At 61.1% G+C, this 17,160-nt stretch carries 11 protein-coding genes and 1 tRNA gene; 8 read left to right on the forward strand and 4 right to left on the reverse strand.

What is annotated here, in order from left to right:
* The coding region (psaA, locus tag FZZ85_RS11405) for a photosystem I core protein PsaA (RefSeq protein ID WP_226415347.1) at positions 1-2,326 on the reverse strand (2,326 nt) is incomplete at its 3' end.
* 402 nt (positions 2,327-2,728) lie between these two features.
* On the opposite strand from psaA, the gene FZZ85_RS11410 reads away from it, so the two are divergent.
* Both FZZ85_RS11410 and cobJ read left to right on the forward strand, forming a co-directional pair.
* Positions 2,729-4,057, forward strand: a complete 1,329-nt coding sequence (locus FZZ85_RS11410; RefSeq protein ID WP_226415393.1) for a hypothetical protein — start codon at positions 2,729-2,731, stop codon at positions 4,055-4,057.
* Positions 4,058-4,126: 69 nt separating this feature from the next.
* A complete protein-coding gene (gene cobJ, locus FZZ85_RS11415; RefSeq protein ID WP_226415391.1) occupies positions 4,127-5,866 on the forward strand; it encodes a precorrin-3B C(17)-methyltransferase in 1,740 nt (579 codons plus the stop codon).
* Positions 5,867-5,933: 67 nt separating this feature from the next.
* On the opposite strand, the gene FZZ85_RS11420 is transcribed toward cobJ, so the two are convergent.
* Positions 5,934-6,007: transfer RNA gene (locus FZZ85_RS11420), tRNA-Pro, on the reverse strand.
* An 89-nt stretch (positions 6,008-6,096) separates the two neighbouring features.
* Here FZZ85_RS11420 and lipA point away from each other — a divergent pair.
* The gene (lipA, locus tag FZZ85_RS11425; protein WP_226415350.1) at positions 6,097-6,966 is read left to right on the forward strand and encodes a lipoyl synthase; all 870 of its coding nucleotides are present in this window, start codon (positions 6,097-6,099) and stop codon (positions 6,964-6,966) included.
* Here lipA and FZZ85_RS11430 read toward each other — a convergent pair.
* Positions 6,944-7,252 carry a YciI family protein gene (locus FZZ85_RS11430; RefSeq protein ID WP_226415353.1) on the reverse strand — a complete coding sequence of 103 codons (309 nt, stop codon included), beginning with the start codon at positions 7,250-7,252 and terminating at the stop codon, positions 6,944-6,946. The two genes, lipA and FZZ85_RS11430, sit on opposite strands and share 23 nt — an antisense overlap.
* Positions 7,253-7,267: 15 nt before the next feature.
* On the reverse strand, positions 7,268-11,869 hold the full coding sequence (gltB, locus tag FZZ85_RS11435; RefSeq protein ID WP_226415356.1) for a glutamate synthase large subunit: 4,602 nt from the start codon (positions 11,867-11,869) through the stop codon (positions 7,268-7,270).
* A gap of 102 nt (positions 11,870-11,971) precedes the next feature.
* On the opposite strand from gltB, the gene FZZ85_RS11440 reads away from it, so the two are divergent.
* The 5 genes from FZZ85_RS11440 (at position 11,972) to fusA (ending at position 17,140) form a co-directional block, all read left to right on the forward strand.
* The gene (locus tag FZZ85_RS11440; protein ID WP_226415359.1) at positions 11,972-13,657 is read left to right on the forward strand and encodes a phosphodiester glycosidase family protein; all 1,686 of its coding nucleotides are present in this window, start codon (positions 11,972-11,974) and stop codon (positions 13,655-13,657) included.
* A 34-nt stretch (positions 13,658-13,691) separates the two neighbouring features.
* Complete coding sequence (locus FZZ85_RS11445; protein ID WP_226415362.1) at positions 13,692-14,018, forward strand: AIR synthase; 327 nt, start codon at positions 13,692-13,694, stop codon at positions 14,016-14,018.
* A gap of 72 nt (positions 14,019-14,090) precedes the next feature.
* Positions 14,091-14,465: a 30S ribosomal protein S12 gene (rpsL, locus tag FZZ85_RS11450; RefSeq protein ID WP_006850614.1), complete on the forward strand. Its 375-nt coding sequence runs from the start codon at positions 14,091-14,093 to the stop codon at positions 14,463-14,465.
* Between the two features lie 39 nt (positions 14,466-14,504).
* Positions 14,505-14,975 carry a 30S ribosomal protein S7 gene (gene rpsG / locus FZZ85_RS11455; RefSeq protein ID WP_226402173.1) on the forward strand — a complete coding sequence of 157 codons (471 nt, stop codon included), beginning with the start codon at positions 14,505-14,507 and terminating at the stop codon, positions 14,973-14,975.
* A gap of 89 nt (positions 14,976-15,064) precedes the next feature.
* A complete protein-coding gene (fusA, locus tag FZZ85_RS11460; protein ID WP_226415364.1) occupies positions 15,065-17,140 on the forward strand; it encodes an elongation factor G in 2,076 nt (691 codons plus the stop codon).
* Positions 17,141-17,160: the final 20 nt, after the last annotated feature.

A 17,160-nucleotide genomic window follows, 5' to 3' on the forward strand; every position in this document is an offset into this window, starting at 1 on the left:
TAGAGGGAGAGGTCAGGTGAGGCCAGCCGACCACAAGAATGTGGGCGTGGAAGAAGGCCCACGTGGTCGCAATTCCGCCCAAGAGGTAATGGGCAACACCCACGGCACGGCCTTGGATGATGGAAAGGGCACGGGGCTGGATGGCGGGAGCCACCTTCAGCTTGTTGTGAGCCCAGACGATGGACTCGATCAGTTCCTGCCAGTAGCCGCGGCCACTGAAGAGGAACATCAGGCTGAAGGCGAACACAAAGTGAGCGCCGAGGAACATGATTCCGTAGGCGGCTGTGTTCGAGCCGTAGCTGTTGATCACCTGAACGGCTTGAGCCCACAGATAGTCACGCAGCCAGCCATTGATGGTGATGGCACTTTGGGCAAAGTTGCCATTGGTGATGTGCGCGACGGAACCGTCGGCGTTCACCGTTCCCCAGATGTCGCTCTGCATCTTCCAGGAGAAGTGGAAGATCACGATTGACAGAGAGTTGTACATCCAGAACAGGCCCAGGAACACGTGGTCCCAAGCGGAGACCTGGCAAGTGCCACCACGACCAGGACCATCGCAGGAGAAGCGGAAGCCCAGATTTGCCTTATCTGGGATGAGGCGGGAGCTACGGGCGTACAGCACACCTTTCAGCAGAATCAGCACCGTCACGTGAATCGTGAAGGCGTGAATGTGGTGAACCATGAAGTCGGCGGTGCCGAGCGGCATGGGAGCAGCGGCAACCTTGCCGCCGACGGCGACAACGGAACCGTTGAACACTTCACTCACACCCGCGAGAGCGTTGGGAGCCGTGCTGCCTGCAGCTGCGGCGTGCACGTTCTGAATCCACTGAGCAAAGATCGGCTGGATGGAGATCGCCGAATCGCTGAACATGTCCTGGGGACGACCCAGAGCACGCATCGTGTCGTTGTGGACGTAGAGGCCGAAGCTGTGGGCTCCGAGCCAGATGCAGACCCAGTTGAGGTGACTGATGATCGCGTCGCGGGCCTTGAGCACCCGATCCAGCACGTTGTCGATGTGCTTTGCGGGGTCGTAGTCGCGAACCATGGCAATGGCTGCGTGAGCGCCTGCACCAACGATCAGGAAACCACCGATCCAGATGTGATGGGTGAAGAGCCCGATCTGGGTGGGGTAGTCGATGGCTTGGTACGGATACGGAGGCATCGCGTACATGTGCTGAGCAACGATGATGCTCACTGAACCACCGATGGCCAGGTTGACCGCCAGCTGGGCATGCCAGGAGGTGGTCATGAATTCATAGAGACCGTCGTGACCATTGGTGGCAGGGAACAGCAGGGGATCGCCCTTCTGACCTTCGTGGATCTCCTTGATGGAGTGGCCAATGCCCCAGTTGGTCCGGTACATGTGACCGGCAACGATGAACATCACGGCGATCGCCACATGGTGATGGGCGATGTCGGTCATCCAGAGGCTTCCCGTCACAGGATTCAAGCCACCTTTAAAGGTGAGGAAATCGCTGTAAGCAGCCCAGTTGCCGGAGAAAAAGGCACCGACACCAGCGCTGAAGCCGGGGTACAGCTGAGCCAGCAGGTCCTGATTGAAGAACTCGTGGGGCAGCGGAATGTCTGCAGCCGAAGCGATGGTCTTGCCGTTCAGAACCAGCGGTTGGCCGGCATCGATGGCATCCATCAACTTGGTGACAGGAGCCGACACGTGGATGACGTGTCCAGCCCAGGAGAGTGAACCGAGACCCAGCAGGCCTGCCAGGTGATGGTTCAGCATCGACTCAACGTTTTGGAACCACTCCAGCTTTGGCGCAGCCTTGTGGTAGTGGAAAACACCGGCGTTGAGCATGAGGCCGGCCATCACCAGAGCACCGATGGCCAAAGCCATGAGCTGGGTTTCACTGGTGATGCCCCAGGCCCGCCACATCTGGAAGAGGCCTGAAGTGATTTGGATGCCTTGGAAGCCGGCACCCATGTCTCCGTTGAGGATTTCTTGGCCAAAGATGGCCCAGACCTGCTGGGCGCTTGGCTTCACATGGGTGGGGTCAGCAAGCCAACCGGAATAGTTGGAGAAGCGTGCGCCATGGAAGAAGGCACCGCTGAGCCAGATGAAGATGACGGCCAGGTGGCCGAAGTGGGCGGAAAAGATCCGCCGAGAGACCTCTTGAAGGTCGCTCGTGTGAGCGTCGAAGTCGTGAGCGTTGGCGTGAAGGTTCCAAACCCAGGTAGTGGTTTTGGGACCTTTCGCGAGGGCGCGGTCGAAATGTCCGGGCTTGCCGAACAGCTCGAAGGTTGCTGGATTGTCAACCTTCTCGACCTGGCTTTTCGCGTCACTCCCACGCTCAGGTGGGCTGATGGTCATCGAGTCGTTCCTCGAGGGACGGGTTTCGAGGTGGTGGGCCACCCCTCCGACGGGCCGAAGCCAATCGGGGCCCCGAACATGGATCCACAGGAGATCCGTGCTCGGGCGTCAGCACGGCAAGGGGCAAAACCCCTTGCCTGCACTGAAGCTGGGGCCCCAAAGAGGGGACCGCTGGCGGAAGCATAGGGGCGGAGAAGGGGGTTAAAGGGCCTTGAGTTACAAAGGTTCAATCCCGTGGCGAGCCAGTCAGCGACAGGCGTCTGCAGAAAGCTGCGAATCAGCGAAACAACAAAGATCTCAAGCAGTAAACAACACAATTTCACGCATATTTCCTTCCTAAATAACTAAAACTCTGACAGTGAAGGGCGGATTGTTCAGAATGATCGGATCTGTTCATGCCCAATGCGTCGCCCTGGCCTGAAGTCGATATGGGCTGTTCTGCTGGCAGCAGTGCTGTTTCTTGGTGCCGGCTTACCTGTTCATGCGCGCCCTGGATTCTTCAATCGCGATGCCGGGTCCGGCACAAAACCGCTGCCGAGTTCAGCCCCCAGCGGGAAGCTCCAGGAAGTGGCTCCTCCAGGGGCAGTGCAACAGCTGCGCCAGAACCTGCAACAGCACCGTCCCTCCCTGCGGCTGATCGATCCAAGCAACGACAGCATCGTTACCACTGACGCCCTTGAGCTGAGCTTCGAAATCGAGGACTGGCCCCTCAGCAGCGACCCCGAATTGGGTTTGGGGCCCCATGTTGTGCTTCAAATCGACAACCGCGCCCCCCTTCAGCTCAGCGAAAGCAATGGAAACCGCCTGAAGGTCCGCATCGATGACCTGGAAGCGGGCAGCCATCGCTTCAGCGCCTGGGCCGCTTACCCCTGGGGCGAAGCCGTTCAAGCACCGGGAGCCTCAGTCCAGGGGCGCCTGCACCTCTGGCAAAAGCTTCAGGGCACACAACCTGAACGCGATGCCCCCTGGCTGGTTCCTGTCTCACCAGCCGGAGGGCAGGGCCTGCAACCGCTCTTGGTGGATTGGCTGATCTGGAATGCTCCGCTGCAAAACCTGCGGGAGGGCGATGGACGCTGGCGACTGCGCATCAGCATTGATGGAGAAAGCTTTTTGGTCGATCACCAGGAAGCCCTTTGGCTCAAAGGATCGAATAGTTCAGGCAGCCACGACATTCAGATGGAACTGCTGAATGGGCTGGGTGAGCCGATCACACCGATCTTCAACAATCAGCTGATCCATCTGAAAGCTGCATCCGGTCCCAAGCCGGGCTGGATGCGCCAACATCTCACCGAAAGCCAGCTCGCGCGCCTGAGCGGCTCCCCTGAGCCTGAAGTTCTGGAGGTGGTCGAATCCTCGCCAGAGCCTCCTCAAAAGACTGAGGAGAAAAAACAAGAGAAGACAGAACAGCCCCGAGACCTACCTCAGGCTGAGATCAAAGCCGAGGCCGTCGTCGAGGACGAGGTTGAAACCAAGCCCGAGGCCGCCCCCCAACCCAAGGCACCAGAGGGAAGCGATAAACAGGAGCCTGAGCCGCCCCTTGCTGAACAGCCACCTGCTGAACAGCCATCCCAAGCAGAAACTGCTCGGCCCACTCCTCCCACTCCCGCCCCGGAGAAGCCAGCGAGGCCTCAGCAGCCAGCCGAGCAGGAACCCAAGCTGATGCCGAGCAGCAGCCTGGGAGGATCAGCCCGTGAGTTGCTCAACAGTGATGGGCGCTTGCGCAAGCCCTGATCCGGATTCCCTGCCCTGAACCCCACATCTGCCGCTCCCGCTCTGGGCCTAGGACTGAGCCCCAGCGCCATACCGCTGTTGGAGCGGTTGCTGCTGCGCGGCCACATCGACCGGATCAAGGCAACCGACCAAGACATCAACACCGCCCTTGATGGGCACTGGATGGCCGGGAACGTCGTGCTGTTCGTGGGCGCCGTTGGAGCGGTGACACGCCTGATTGCAGCTCGGACCCAAGGCAAGGGGAAGGATCCAGCCGTTCTGGTGCTCGACCCCAAAGGGGAGTTCGTCATCCCGGTGCTTGGGGGCCATTCCGCAGGCGCCGACAAACGCGCCCAGGAGATCGCGATGGATCTAGGCGGGCAGGCGGTGATCACGGGCGCCTGCGCCCATGAAGGACGTCTCCCCCTGGATGCCTTTGGGGAGGGCTGGGGCTGGAGACGCAGCGGGACGGTGGCCAGTTGGCGCGATCTGATGGTGCGGCAATCCCAGGGATCCCGCATCAGCGTTCACCAGAGCAGTGGATCCACCGCCTGGCAAGGCCCTGAAGGCCATCCCTTGCTGCACAAGGTTGAAGCCAACGTTGTTCCTGAGCCCGCTGATCTTGTGATTGGAGCGCGCCTCCAAGGCGATTGCCAGTGGCATCCAGCCACGCTCTGGATCGGGATCGGCTGTGAACGCAATACCAGTCTTTCTCTAGTGGAGAAGGCCATTACCGAAGCCCTGGCAACAGCAGGGCTGGCGGAAGAGGCTATCGCCGGAATGGCCAGTGCAGAGCGGAAATCCGATGAACCAGCCCTGCTGCATCTGAGCCAAAACCGGACATGGCCGTTCCGGACCTTTGCGGAGCAAGCTCTTGCATCCATCGAGGTGCCTAACCCCTCCGAAGTGGTGCGCAAGGAAATGGGGACCGCGTCGGTGGCTGAAGCAGCGGCCTTGCTGGCTGCGGGCGAACGAAGTCGTCTCATCCAGCCGAAGCAGATCAGCCGTCCGGTAACGGGGGAAAAGGGTGCCGTGACAGTGGCCATTGCCGAGGCTGCCACCCCCTATGCACCGGAACGGGGAGAACTGCACCTGGTGGGCAGTGGCCCAGGCGATCTTTCCCTGCTCAGCGGAGACGCCAAAGCAGCCCTCTCCCGTTGTTGCGCCTGGGTTGGCTACAGCCTCTACCTCGATCTTCTTGAGCCCCTGCGCCGCTCGGATCAGGCCCGATTCGATGGCCAGCTCACCCGGGAATGGGACCGCTGTGCCGAAGCACTGCGCTTGGCCCAACAAGGGGCAAAAGTTGCTCTGATCTCCTCCGGCGACAGCGGGATCTACGGCATGGCGGGGTTGGCCCTGGAGCTGCTTCTCCAGCAACCCGAGCAGGACCGACCCAGCTTCTCGGTGCATCCCGGCATTTCAGCCTTCCAGCTGGCCGCCGCCCGGGCCGGAGCGCCACTGATGCATGACTTCTGCTGCGTCAGCCTCAGCGATCGCCTCACGCCGTGGACCGTGATCGAAAAGCGACTGGAGGGCGCTGCGGCTGGAGATTTTGTCCTTGCCCTCTACAACCCAAGGTCCAAGGGCCGGGATTGGCAGCTGGGACACGCCAAGGAGATTCTGCTGAAACACCGCCCACCAACAACCCCGGTGATGCTGGCGCGGCAGCTGGGCCGCGCGGAGGAATCCCGTCAGCTCACGTGTCTTGAGCGCTTGAAACCTGAAGCAGTGGACATGCTCACGCTGGTTCTGATCGGGAACAGCAGCAGCCGTGCCGATGATGGCTGGATGGTGACGCCGCGCGGATACCCAGGAGCGAGTCTTCAATGAGGACTGAGTTTTTGTTGGCCTAGCTCAGGTCTTCCATCAAGGCCTGGCAGTGCCACGAAACAATCAATCGGGATGACAGGATTCGAACCTGCGGCCCCTTCGTCCCGAACGAAGTGCGCTACCAAACTGCGCCACATCCCGGCCAAACAATCTTAAAAGATCGATGCTGCTGCGATTGATGCAGCAGCACTTGGGCACGGACTAGGGTCATGGATTGAAGAAGCTTCGCCGTGCTCAAGCCGGAGTGGTTGCGCGTAAAGGCTCCGCAGCGCGAACGGATCGGCGCCGTGGCCGACCTGCTGCTGGACTTGAACCTGAACACGGTCTGCCAGGAGGCGAGCTGCCCCAACATCGGCGAATGCTTTGCGGGCGGCACCGCCACGTTTTTGATCATGGGGCCCGGCTGCACCCGCGCCTGCCCCTACTGCGACATCGACTTCGACAAGAGCGTGCGCAAGCTCGATCCCACCGAGCCGCAACGTCTTGGGGAAGCAGTGGCCCGTCTGGGCCTGAAGCACGTGGTGATCACATCGGTAAACCGCGACGATCTCGCCGATGGTGGAGCGTCTCAGTTCGTGGCCTGCATCGAACAGGTGAAGCAACGTTCACCGCTCACCACGATCGAGCTGTTGATTCCCGACTTCTGCGGCAACTGGGATGCCCTGGCAACGGTGATGGCCGCCGCCCCCCACGTGCTGAACCACAACATTGAAACGGTGCCGCGGATGTACCGCCTGGCGCGGCCCCAGGGCATCTATGAACGCTCCCTCGAGCTGCTGCAGCGGGTGCGGGACCAATGGCCCAAGGCCTACAGCAAGTCAGGGCTGATGGTGGGGCTCGGAGAAACCGATGAAGAGGTGATCGAGACGCTCCGGGATCTGCGCAAACACAAGGTCGACATCGTCACCATCGGTCAGTACCTCTCACCTGGCCCGAAGCACCTGGCCGTCGACCGCTTTGTGACCCCGGCACAATTCGAGACCTACAGAACAGTGGGCGAAGAGGAACTGGGCTTCCTCCAAGTGGTCAGCACACCACTCACCCGCAGCAGCTATCACGCCGGTGAGGTGCAACGGCTCATGGCCAGCCATCCCCGTTGACGGGGATCCATTCCTGCACCTGCCAGGCCACCAACCCGGCGCGGATCATTGGGTCGTTCTCCACCCACGCCAGCGCATCGGCATAAGACGACGCCTCAAAGATCAACAAACCCCCGCCGCCAGGCCGGCGGTCACCATCCACCAGGTAACCGCTACGTAAACGGCGGCCGGCTGCAGCTTCCTGCACCACCCAGTGGCGGTGAGCTTCCAAGGTGGGTCTCCGCTGCTCCACGGGCAGAGAGGCGGCAACGGCGGTGAAGGTTTCAGTCTTGACGAACCAGGCCACGGGCTTTCGGCGGCGCTAGGCCGCCACAGCCTGTTTGTCGGCCAATCCCATCGCCTCCCGCTCACTGGGGGGGACCAACACCTTGAAGTGATTCTTCGTCGCAGACCAGTCGGCCAAGAGAGCAGCAGCCTTCTCGCTTCCCGTGAGCGCCACATGCTGTTCCAGCAGCCCCTTCAGTAGCGACTCCTGCTTATCGGTGGTGATTGAGCAGACCTCAACGATCTCCGGGTTCACTCGAGGAGCGACACGCCCCTGCTCATCCAGCAGGAAGGTCACACCACCGGTCATGCCAGCGCCGACATTGCGGCCGGTGCCGCCGAGAACAACGACGACACCGCCGGTCATGTACTCACAGCAATGATCACCAGCTCCCTCCACAACCGTGCGGGCACCGCTGTTGCGAACACCGAAACGCTCGCCAGCCCGGCCATGGGCAAACAACTCACCGCCGGTGGCCCCGTAGAGGCAGGTGTTGCCAAGGATCACCTGATCCCCTGGAGAGGCGCAACCGTCTGATGGAACCAGGGTGATACAACCGCTGTTCATACCCTTGCCCACGTAGTCGTTGGCCTCACCTTCCAGACGAACTTGCATGCCCTGCACCAGGAAGGCACCGAAGCTCTGGCCTGCTGCACCCCGGAAGGTGAGATCGAGCTGTCCTTTGAAGCCGCGGTTGCCGTGGCGCTGGGCAATTTCACCAGCCAAACGAGCACAGACACTGCGGTCGGTGTTGATGATCTCGATGCTGCGGCTCACGGAACCGTGGTTCTCCAGAGCAGCCATCAGGTCAGCGTCGGCAAGGAGCTGATCTTCAAGGATCGGTCCATTGCCGTGGGCATGGTCGCTGTGGCGAAGCCAGGAGCGTTCTTCGGCTCCACTGATCGGAGCCAGCAGGCTGGAGAGATCCACGCCCTTGGTCTTGGTCAGATCAACCGAACGGGCCTTGAGCAAATCGGTGCGGCCAATCAGCTCTTCGAGGCGGGTAACGCCGAGCAGACTCATCAGCTGACGCACTTCCTCGGCGACGTACCAGAAGAAGTTGACGACGTGCTCGGGGATGCCGGTGAAACGCTTGCGCAGGTTCTCCTTCTGCGTGGCCACACCCACAGGGCAATTGTTGGTGTGGCAAACGCGAGCCATGACGCAGCCCTCGGCGATCATCGCGATCGAGCCAAACCCATACTCCTCGGCACCTAAAAGGGCAGCGATCACCACATCCCAGCCGGTTTTCAGACCTCCATCAGCACGCAGCAGAACCCGATCGCGCAGACCGTTCTCCACTAGGGAACGATGCACCTCGGTGAGGCCCAATTCCCAGGGGCTGCCGGCGTGCTTGATCGAACTCAAAGGAGATGCACCCGTGCCACCGTCATGACCGGAGATCTGAATCACATCTGCGTTGGCCTTGGCCACACCCGCAGCGATGGTGCCAATGCCAATCTCAGCCACCAACTTCACGCTCACGGGAGCAGCGGGATGCACCTGGTGCAGGTCATGGATCAACTGCGCCAGGTCTTCGATCGAATAAATGTCGTGATGTGGCGGCGGTGAAATCAAGGCCACACCTGGCTTGCTGTTGCGCAACCAGGCGATGTACTTGTCGACCTTGGGCCCTGGCAGCTGACCGCCCTCACCGGGCTTGGCGCCCTGGGCCACCTTGATCTCAAGCTGCTTGCCGCTGCGCAAATATTCCGCCGTCACGCCGAAACGACCTGAAGCCACCTGCTTGATCGCCGAGCAGGCGGTATCGCCATTGCGCAAACCACCAATGCTGGGGAATGAGACGGAACGGCCCTCTCCATCCACATCCTTGAGGATCTGGAAGCGCGCAGGGTCTTCACCGCCTTCGCCACTGTTGCTCTTGCCACCGATGCGATTCATCGCCACGGCCAGCACTTCATGGGCTTCGCGAGATAACGCACCAAGGCTCATTCCGCCTGTGCAGAAGCGGGTGCAGATGCTCTCGACGCTCTCCACCTGATCGAGACCCACTGGGGTGGGAGCCAACTTGAACTCCAACAGGTCCCGCAGGGCCATCACCGGACGGTTCTGCAACAAGGCCTGGTAAGTGGAGAAGTGGTCGTAACCAGGGCCTTGGGCCACCGCCTTGTGCAGTGCTTTCGAAAGCTCAGGATTGTTGCGGTGGTACTCAGCACCACTGCGGTACTGAACGAAGCCCATGAATTCGAGCTTGCTGCGGTTGAGCTCAGGGAACGCCTTGGCATGCATCGAGAGCGTTTCGTTCGCCAGCTCAGCCAGCGTCATGCCGGCAACGCGGCTGGTCGTTCCGGTGAAGGCGGTCTCCACCACATCAGCACCCAGACCGATCGCTTCAAAGATCTGAGCGCCGTGATAGCTGGCCAGCAATGAAATTCCGATCTTGGAGAGGATCTTGCGCAGACCGTTCTCCAGCGACTCGCGAACGTTGGCCTGGGCCCGGTCGGCGTCAAGGGCGGGCAACTTGCCCTGCTCCATCCGCTTCTTGGTCTTGGGGTGATCCAGCCAGTGGCGGGTGGTCTCCCAAGTGAGCCAAGGGCACACAGCACTGGCTCCGTAACCAATCAGGCACGCCATGTGGTGGGTGCTCCAGCACTGGGCGGTGTCCACCACCAGAGAGCACTGCAGCCGCAACTTCTGGCGCAGCAGATGGTGATGAACAGCACCAACAGCCAGCAAAGCCGGCATCGCCACAGTCGTGGGGGTCAGCTGTACCGCCGCCCCAGCGCCGTCGACCCGATCGGACAGCACCAGCACCTGCGCACCGGCGCGCACCGCCTGTTCCGAAACGCTGCACAGCGCGGCAATGGCCTGTTGCAGGCCTCCTGCACACGACTCCACAGCCACCTGAGTGGACACGGTCTTGACGGGCAAGCCCTGCTCACTGATCGCCGCCAGTTCCGCCTCGTTCAAAACGGGCGTCTCCAGATGAATGACGGAGGCAGCTTCCGGCTGGGGCTTCAGGGCGGGACGGCGTTCACCCAGATGCATCTCCAGGCTCATCACCAGCTTTTCCCTCAGGGGATCGATCGGAGGGTTAGTGACCTGGGCGAAGCGCTGTTTGAAGTAGTCGTAAAGCAGGTGGGGCTTATCGGAGAGCACCGCCAGGGGGATGTCATCACCCATGCAGTAAGTGGGCTCCTTCCCGAGGGCCGCCATGTCTTCGATGATCAGATCGAAGTCTTCAGCGGTGAAGCCCATGGCGGTTTGCAACCGCAGCAGGTCGAGTTCACCCACCTTTCGATCTTGGGTCCAGGGCTGTGGTGCCACACCGCGACGATGCTGCTGCAGCCAATCGGCATAGGGGAAGCGCCGTGCCGCGTCTTCCTTCACCGACCAGTTGTCGAGCAACTCCCCGCGTTCCAGATCAACGGCCACCATCTGGCCGGGGCCAAGACGCCCCTTCTGAACAATCGTCTTGTCGCTGAGATCCACCACGCCGGTCTCCGATCCCATGATCACGAAACCGTCTGCCGTGGTGCACCAACGCGCGGGGCGCAGCCCGTTGCGATCAAGCGTGGCACCTACACGCTTGCCGTCGGCAAAGACCAACAGGGCCGGGCCATCCCAGGGCTCCTGAATTCCCGCGTTGAATTCGTACATCGCCGTCACATCAGGACGACTGTCGAGATCGGGTTGATTGCGAAACGCTTCGGGCACCAGCGTGATGAGGCTGTCGGTGATCGACCGCCCGCTGCGCACCATTAATTCCAAGGTGGCATCCAGGTTGGCGGAATCGCTGAAGGCGGGGTTCACCACCGGAATCAGGTCATCAGCCGCCTCACCCCAGACGTTCTCGAGGCTGGCTTCTGAGGCCTTGGCCCAGTTGAGGTTGCCCAGCAGAGTATTTATTTCACCGTTGTGACCAAGAAGCCGCATCGGCTGCGCCAGGGGCCAGCGCGGCAGCGTGTTGGTGCTGAAGCGACGGTGATAAACGGCAAAGCTCACCTCAAATCGAGGGTCCTGCAGGTCGGCGTAGAACTGCGCCAGCACCTCGGAGCGCACCATCCCCTTGTAAACAACCGTCCGGCTGCTCAGGGAAGCGACGTAAACGTCCTGAGCCACCTCAGCACCCAGAGCTGCCCGCACACGGGCACCGATGCGCCGCCGCAACCGCAGCAGCTGCCTATCAAACGTTGTGTCGTCCGCATCACCATTCAGCACCCACTGCTCGATCACAGGAGCTGTGGCACGAGCCAAGGGACCTAGAACCACAGGGTCGACAGGCACCGTTCGCCACCCCAGAGGCTGCATGCCGAGGGCTCTGGCCTCTTCATCACACAGACCTCGCACCTCAGCACGACGACTGGCATCCGTCGGCATGAACATCATTCCGAGGCCCCGTGCTGCAACCGCATCGGACCAGACGGCTTTCAGATACGACCAGGGGATCTCACACAACACCCCTGCGCCGTCGCCGGAGTCGCCATCCCCCCCGCAACCACCGCGGTGCTCCATGCATCCCAGACCACGCAGGGCCTGCTCCAGCACCCAATGGCTGGCCTGTCCCTGGAGCTGGGCCAGGAAACCAACGCCACATGCATCCTTCTCGCCCGCAACAACCTCAGGTGCAGGGCTGTCGCAATAAGGCCAGACAGCGGAACGGATGGCGTCAGACATAGGAAACTCAACCGGACGATCGCATGGGTCTGCAGCTTCGAGCTCTGCAGAAACCATCTCGAGGGACGATCCTAGGCAGGCGCCTCACCGCCAAGGCATTTCATGCTGGCCTTTGCCCCACTTCCCGCGCCACCGCCCGAGCTTCGCCCGGCGCCGAACCAGAGCGGTGAGGTGATGCAAATCGGGCAAGAGCGCAGCAAAGCGGTTTGGCTCTGGCGGGGCAGCGACGCGGCTCCAGAGGAGCTGTGGCTGCCCCTGGAGGTTCTTGAGTCCCGACTGGGTTTCAGACGGGTGTCTCGCTTGGATGGAGAGGCACTGGAATGGTTTGGTCGAACGGTTCCTTTGACCTCAACGACGACCCGATCTCTCGGGGACGAAGTCGGCCTTGAAGTGAGCGACTTGTTGGCCGCAACAGGCGTCAGCTCCCAAGTGAGAGGAACCACCTTGGAGCTGCGGCTGCCCCCTCCAACGGTGAACAACCTTCGCCGCGGCAAGGGTTCAACAGCCGATCGTTTGGTGCTGGACCTGACCGGCCCCGCCCTGGTGCAGCGGTTGAACGGCGACCTGTTGCTGGAACTCAAGGTGTCGCGGACCCAGCGACGTCAACTCAAGGCGTGGGGGCTCACCCCAGAGCAGCATCGCCACGGCGGCCTTGTGCTGAAGGGACAAGCCACCAAGCTGAGGAGCCTGAGCCTGGCGTCCCCCTGGCGGGTGGTGCTGGATGGCGTGCAGGTCGGCGGTCGCCGCCCAGCTCAGAGCGCACGCCTTCCCCTTAGCGATCCAGCTGTAGCTCGAATGCTGAGGAGGGGCTTCGTCTTGGAGCGACGCACCATCAAGGTGGGGGTGAAACCCATTCAGGTGTTCCGTGCCGGCGGCGACCTGAGCCGTCTCGGCATCACCCTTCAGCCCCTGGTCAAGGTCGAACAGCAACAGGGCCTGCGTTTTCTGCCTCAACTCTCCCAACCCGCAGGAGCGCTGGTCGCAGTAAACGGAGGCTTTTTCAACCGGATCAATCAACTCCCCCTGGGGGCCTTGCGGCATCAGGGAGTATGGCTATCAGGTCCGATCCTGAACCGCGGCGTGATCGCTTGGGGGGCCTCAGGAGATCTGCAGTTCGGCCGGCTGCGGCTGAACCAGACGCTGCAGGTGAACAACGGTCGCCGTTGGAGCCTCATGGCACTCAACAGTGGTTACGTCCAGAAGGGGCTGAGCCTCTACACACCTGCATGGGGGCCCCGCTATCGGGCCCTGAGCGGCGAGGAGGAAGCTCTGTTGATTCGCGGCGGCCGCGTTGAGACAACATTCGACCAGCAAAGCCTGCAACGTGGCATCGCCATTCCCAAAGACGCTGCGTTGGTAATCGCCCGCGGGCGCACGCCACTGCCCGCTCGACCTGGTGATCGGATCCAGGTGAAAGCGCGATCCAGTTCTCCTCTAGCCCAACATCCCAATGTTCTGGGCGGCGGTCCGCTGCTGATGCAAAACGGCCAAGTGGTGCTGAATGGACGCCAGGAAGGGTTTAGTCCGGGCTTCATGAGCTTGGCGGCACCAAGAACAGTGGTGGCTCAGGGGCCGAGCGGCCAATGGCTGATGACCTTGCGTGGTGCAGCTGGCGGTGATCCCACCCTTGTGGAAACAGCCCTGGTCGCCCAGCAACTGGGCCTGCGCGATGCCTTGAACATGGATGGCGGCAGTTCCACCACCCTCGTGGTGGCCGGACGAACCGTAATGAACGGCCGAGGCAGCACCCCAAGAGTCCATAACGGTCTGGGACTCATCCCCCTCTGAGACCTGCAAAAGTGGAGGCCCCGAGAAACTGAGCATGGCTGCCAATTTGCGGCTGACTGCTGCCGCTGCTGCCGAGCTAGGGCGACAGGCGGCCGTGGCGGGAACACCGGGGCAGATGCATCTCGATCTCACTCCCGGGGAGTGCGCACAACATGTGCTGCGCATCCGGGCAGGACATTTGGCCGGCGTCGCTATCGCAAGGGCCGATGGCGTGACTCTGCACGCCCCTGCAGAACAACTCAAATTGCTGGAAGGCCTTTGCCTGGACTACCGCGGCGACCTCAGTGGAGGTAGTTTTCTGATCCGCAACAGCGATGGTGTTGAGCCCTGTGCATGCGGCAGCGCCTTCAGCCGCGCCTGAGAGGGGACCGTCACCCGGTATCGTGGTCGATTGTCGAATCAGGTCGGGAGTCCGACCGCTCACCGACCATCGATGCCAACCATCCAACAGCTGATCCGCACTGAGCGCTCACGCCTCAAGGCCAAGACCAAGTCACCAGCCCTGAAGTCGTGTCCTGAGCGTCGCGGTGTTTGCACCCGCGTTTACACCTCAACGCCCAAAAAGCCCAACTCGGCTCTGCGCAAGGTGGCTCGTGTACGCCTGACCTCTGGCTTTGAAGTCACGGCTTATATCGGCGGTGTCGGTCACAACCTGCAGGAACACTCGGTGGTGTTGATCCGCGGCGGTCGTGTCAAAGACCTCCCAGGCGTCCGCTACCACATCATCCGCGGAACCCTGGATACCGCTGGCGTGAAAGACCGGCGTCAGTCCCGCTCCAAGTACGGCGCCAAGGCTCCGAAGGAGTGATCACCGGTTTTTTCCATCCACATAACGTTCTGATCTCTAATGTCACGCCGCAACGCCGCTGAGAAGCGCCCGATTCTTCCCGATCCTCAGTTCAACAGCCGTCTCGCCACGATGATGGTGGTGCGCCTGATGCAGCACGGCAAGAAGTCGACAGCGCAACGGATCCTGTCCGACGCGTTCGGCCTGATCAACGAGCGCACCGGCGGAGATCCGCTCGAACTGTTCGAGACTGCCGTCAAGAACGCCACACCCCTGGTGGAAGTACGCGCCCGCCGCGTTGGTGGTGCCACTTATCAGGTGCCCATGGAAGTGCGCCAGGAGCGAGGCACTGCCATGGCCCTCCGCTGGCTAGTGAGCTTCTCTCGCTCCCGGAATGGCCGGAGCATGGCCCAGAAGCTGGCTGGAGAACTGATGGATGCCGCCAACGAGGCTGGCAACGCCGTTCGCAAGCGCGAAGAAACTCACAAGATGGCCGAAGCCAACAAAGCTTTCGCCCACTACCGCTACTAGGCCTCGCATGCCAGCCATCAACACAGATGTTCATGGCTGACCTGTAGAGTCACCCCGCCTTTTCACGCCCCACCCCCGGAGAATTTCCTGTGGCCCGCGACTTCCCCCTGGAACGCGTCAGAAATATTGGTATCGCTGCTCACATCGATGCTGGAAAAACCACCACGACTGAACGGATCCTGTTCTATTCCGGTGTGGTTCACAAAATCGGCGAGGTGCACGACGGCGCCGCCGTGACCGACTGGATGGCCCAGGAACGTGAGCGTGGCATCACGATCACCGCAGCTGCCATTTCGACGTCCTGGCAAGACCATCGTGTCAATATCATCGACACGCCTGGCCACGTGGACTTCACCATTGAGGTGGAACGCTCCATGCGAGTGCTGGATGGTGTGATCGCCGTGTTCTGCGCCGTTGGTGGTGTGCAGCCCCAATCTGAAACCGTCTGGCGTCAGGCCGATCGCTATTCCGTTCCCCGGATGGTGTTCGTAAACAAGATGGACCGCACCGGTGCGGACTTCCTCAAGGTTCACGGCCAGATCAGGGATCGCCTCAAAGCCAACGCGGTTCCGATTCAGCTTCCGATTGGTGCCGAAGGTGAGCTCAGCGGCATCATCGACCTTGTTGCCAACAAGGCGTATATCTATAAGAACGACCTCGGCACCGATATCGAAGAAGCCGATGTGCCGGCTGACATGGCCGAAGAGGTAACCGAATGGCGGAACACCCTGATGGAAACCGTCGCCGAAACCGACGAAGCTCTGATTGAGAAGTTCCTCGAGACCGGTGAACTCAGCGTTGACGAGCTTAAGAAAGGTATCCGAGAGGGCGTGCTCAAGCACGGTCTGGTTCCCATGCTCTGCGGTTCCGCCTTCAAAAACAAAGGTGTGCAGCTTGTTCTGGACGCAGTGATCGACTACCTGCCTGCTCCAGTCGACGTCCCCCCGATCCAGGGTGTGCTCCCCGACGGCAGCGAAGCGGTGCGTCCATCCGACGACAACGCCCCCTTTAGTGCCCTGGCCTTCAAGGTGATGGCTGATCCCTACGGCAAACTCACCTTCGTCCGTATGTACTCCGGCGTCCTCGAGAAAGGCAGCTACGTTCTCAACTCCACCAAAGGTGAGAAGGAGCGCATCTCCCGTCTTGTGGTGCTGAAGGCTGATGACCGTGAGGAAGTTGACGCACTGCGTGCCGGCGACCTCGGTGCAGTGCTCGGACTGAAGAACACCACAACGGGTGACACCCTTTGCACTCAAGACGATCCGATCGTCCTTGAGACCCTGTTCATACCCGAACCGGTGATCTCAGTGGCTGTTGAGCCGAAGACCAAAGGCGACATGGAGAAGCTCTCCAAGGCTTTGGTTTCTCTTGCTGAAGAGGATCCCACCTTCCGCGTCAACACCGACTCCGAGACCGGCCAAACAGTGATCGCCGGCATGGGCGAACTCCACCTGGAAATCCTTGTGGACCGCATGCTGCGCGAGTTCAAGGTGGAAGCCAACATCGGTGCACCTCAGGTGTCCTATCGCGAAACCATCCGTGGTTCAGCAGGTGGCGAAGGCAAGTTCTCCCGTCAGACCGGTGGTAAAGGTCAGTACGGCCACGTTGTGATCGAAATGGAACCGGGTGAGCCCGGCTCCGGTTTCGAATTCGTCAACAAAATCGTGGGCGGTGTCGTTCCGAAGGAATACATCAAGCCCGCCGAGCAGGGCATGAAGGAGACCTGCGAATCCGGTGTGATTGCCGGATACCCCCTCATCGATGTGAGATGCACCTTGGTGCATGGCTCTTATCACGACGTCGACTCCTCGGAGATGGCGTTCAAGATCGCCGGATCCATGGCCTTCAAGGACGGCGTCAAGAAGTGCAATCCTGTGCTGCTTGAGCCGATGATGAAGGTCGAGGTCGAAGTCCCCGAGGATTTCCTTGGCTCGATCATCGGCGACCTGTCCTCCCGTCGAGGTCAGGTTGAGGGCCAGTCCGTCGATGACGGCACCTCCAAAATCTCGGCCAAGGTGCCCCTTGCCGAGATGTTCGGTTACGCCACCCAGCTCCGCTCCATGACCCAGGGCCGGGGCATTTTCTCGATGGAATTCGACAACTACGCCGAAGTTCCTCGCAATGTGGCTGAGGCCATCATTTCCAAGAATCAGGGCAATTCCTGATCTCTAAAATCCTCCCAATC

Origin of the sequence: Synechococcus sp. MU1642 (genome assembly GCF_020514115.1) — a bacterium.
GTDB lineage: Bacteria > Cyanobacteriota > Cyanobacteriia > PCC-6307 > Cyanobiaceae > Parasynechococcus.